This is a genomic window from Pseudomonas sp. SDO55104_S430, assembly GCF_054070595.1.
Window position 1 is genome coordinate 1 of sequence record NZ_JBSVXG010000434.1, and the last position, 1987, is coordinate 1987.

The window sequence follows — 1987 nt, forward strand, 5'->3', positions numbered from 1 at the left end:
GTATCACCGTCCGTAGGAGCGAGGCTTGCCCGCGAAGGCGATAGAACCAACAACACAGAATTCGGAAAAGAACAGCATGCGCACACTGACGATTGAACCGCTGACCAAAGAAGCCTTCGCCCCTTTCGGTGACGTGATCGAAACCGACGGCAGCGATCACTTCATGATCAACAACGGTTCGACCATGCGCTTCCACAAACTGGCAACGGTCGAAACCGCCACGCCAGAGGACAACGCGATCATCAGCATCTTCCGCGCCGACGCGCAGGACATGCCGCTGACCGTGAGCATGCTGGAGCGCCATCCGCTGGGCAGCCAGGCTTTCATTCCGCTGCTCGGCAACCCCTTTCTGATCGTGGTCGCGCCACTTGGCGATGAACCTGTATCAGGCTTGGTCCGCGCCTTCGTCACCAACGGCAGGCAGGGCATTAATTACCATCGCGGCGTTTGGCACCACCCGGTGCTGACGATCGAAAAGCGGGATGACTTCCTGGTGGTTGATCGCAGTGGCACAGGCAATAACTGCGATGAGCATTTTTTCAAAGAGGATGAGCGTTTGATCCTCGCCCCCCACCAATAAGAGAAGGTCTGATCACTCGATAACAGAGTGACAGGCGAGAGGTAAAGACTGTGGAAGCACATCTGTTGGAATGGCTGAACCTGAGCGTGCGCTGGGTTCATATGATTACCGGTGTGGCCTGGATCGGCGCGTCGTTCTATTTCGTCTGGCTGGAGAACAACCTCAATCGGGTCAACCCGAAAAGCGGCCTGGCCGGTGACTTGTGGGCGATCCACGGCGGCGGCATCTACCACCTGGAAAAATACAAACTGGCTCCACCGACCATGCCGGACAACCTGCACTGGTTCAAATGGGAAGCCTACTTCACCTGGATGTCGGGTATCGCGCTGCTGTGCGTGGTGTTCTACTCCAACCCGACGCTCTACCTGCTGGCTCCGGGCAGCACCCTGAGCGGCCCTGAAGGCGTGGCCATCGGTCTGGGCTCGCTGTTCATCGGCTGGTTCGTCTACTCCTTCCTCTGCGACTCGGCCCTGGGCAAACGCCCTGCCCTGCTCGGCTTCATCCTGTTCGTGCTGATCATCGGCGCGGCCTATGGCTTCAGCAAAGTGTTCAGCGGTCGTGGTGCGTACCTGCACGTTGGCGCGCTGATCGGCACCATCATGGTCGGTAACGTGTTCCGCATCATCATGCCGGCGCAACGCGCACTGGTAGCGGCGATCGCCGAGAACCGCACGCCGGACCCTGCACTGCCAGCAAAAGGCCTGCTGCGTTCGCGTCACAACAACTACTTCACCCTGCCGGTGCTGTTCATCATGATCAGCAACCACTTCCCGAGCACTTACGGCAGCCAGTACAACTGGTTGATCCTGGCCGGGATCGCGATTTTCGCGGTGCTGGTGCGTCACTACTTCAACACCCGTCACGACAGCCACAAGTTCGCCTGGACCCTGCCGGTGGCAGCGGTGGGCATGATCTGCCTGGCCTATGTGACCGGTCCGAAGCCGATGTCCAATGCTCCGGAAGTGGCCAAGGCGCCTGCGGCGATCGAGTACCAGCCTCTACCGGAAACGGCGGTGGGCGGCGGCTTGAAGCCGGCTGAAGCCAAACCAGCAGAAGCCCCAGCCGCAGCACCGGCGCAAGCGTCCAATGCAGGTCCTGGTTTCGACAAGGTGCACACCGTGATTCAGGAACGTTGCGCGGTCTGCCACTCGGCCAAGCCGACCAGCCCGCTGTTCAGCGCGGCCCCGGCCGGTGTGATGTTGGATACCCCTGAGCAGATCCGCCAGAACGCCGCGCGGATCCAGGCCCAGGCGGTCGCCACCCAGATCATGCCGTTGGGCAACATCACCCAGATGACCCAGCAGGAACGGGATCTGATCGGTGCCTGGATCGTTCAGGGTGCTCCGACCAATTAATCGTTGAAAAGCTTCGCGGGCAAGCCTCGCTCCTACAGGATCCACACCGATC

At 60.2% G+C, this 1987-nt stretch carries 2 protein-coding genes; both read left to right on the forward strand.

The window, feature by feature from the left end; translation table 11 throughout:
- Nucleotides 1-76: 76 nt before the first annotated feature.
- Nucleotides 77-580 (forward strand): ureidoglycolate lyase, encoded by a 504-nt coding sequence (locus ACW9JE_RS30450; protein ID WP_007960046.1) that lies wholly within the window; start codon nucleotides 77-79, stop codon nucleotides 578-580.
- 50 nt (nucleotides 581-630) lie between these two features.
- Entirely contained in the window at nucleotides 631-1935 is a 1305-nt protein-coding gene (locus ACW9JE_RS30455) for a urate hydroxylase PuuD (RefSeq protein ID WP_224541324.1), read from the forward strand.
- Nucleotides 1936-1987: the final 52 nt, after the last annotated feature.

Excerpts from the sequence above, each read along its gene's own strand:
- ACW9JE_RS30450 (WP_007960046.1), top strand. The coding sequence starts at position 77 with ATGCGCACACTGACGATTGAACCGCTGACCAAAGAAGCCTTCGCCCCT.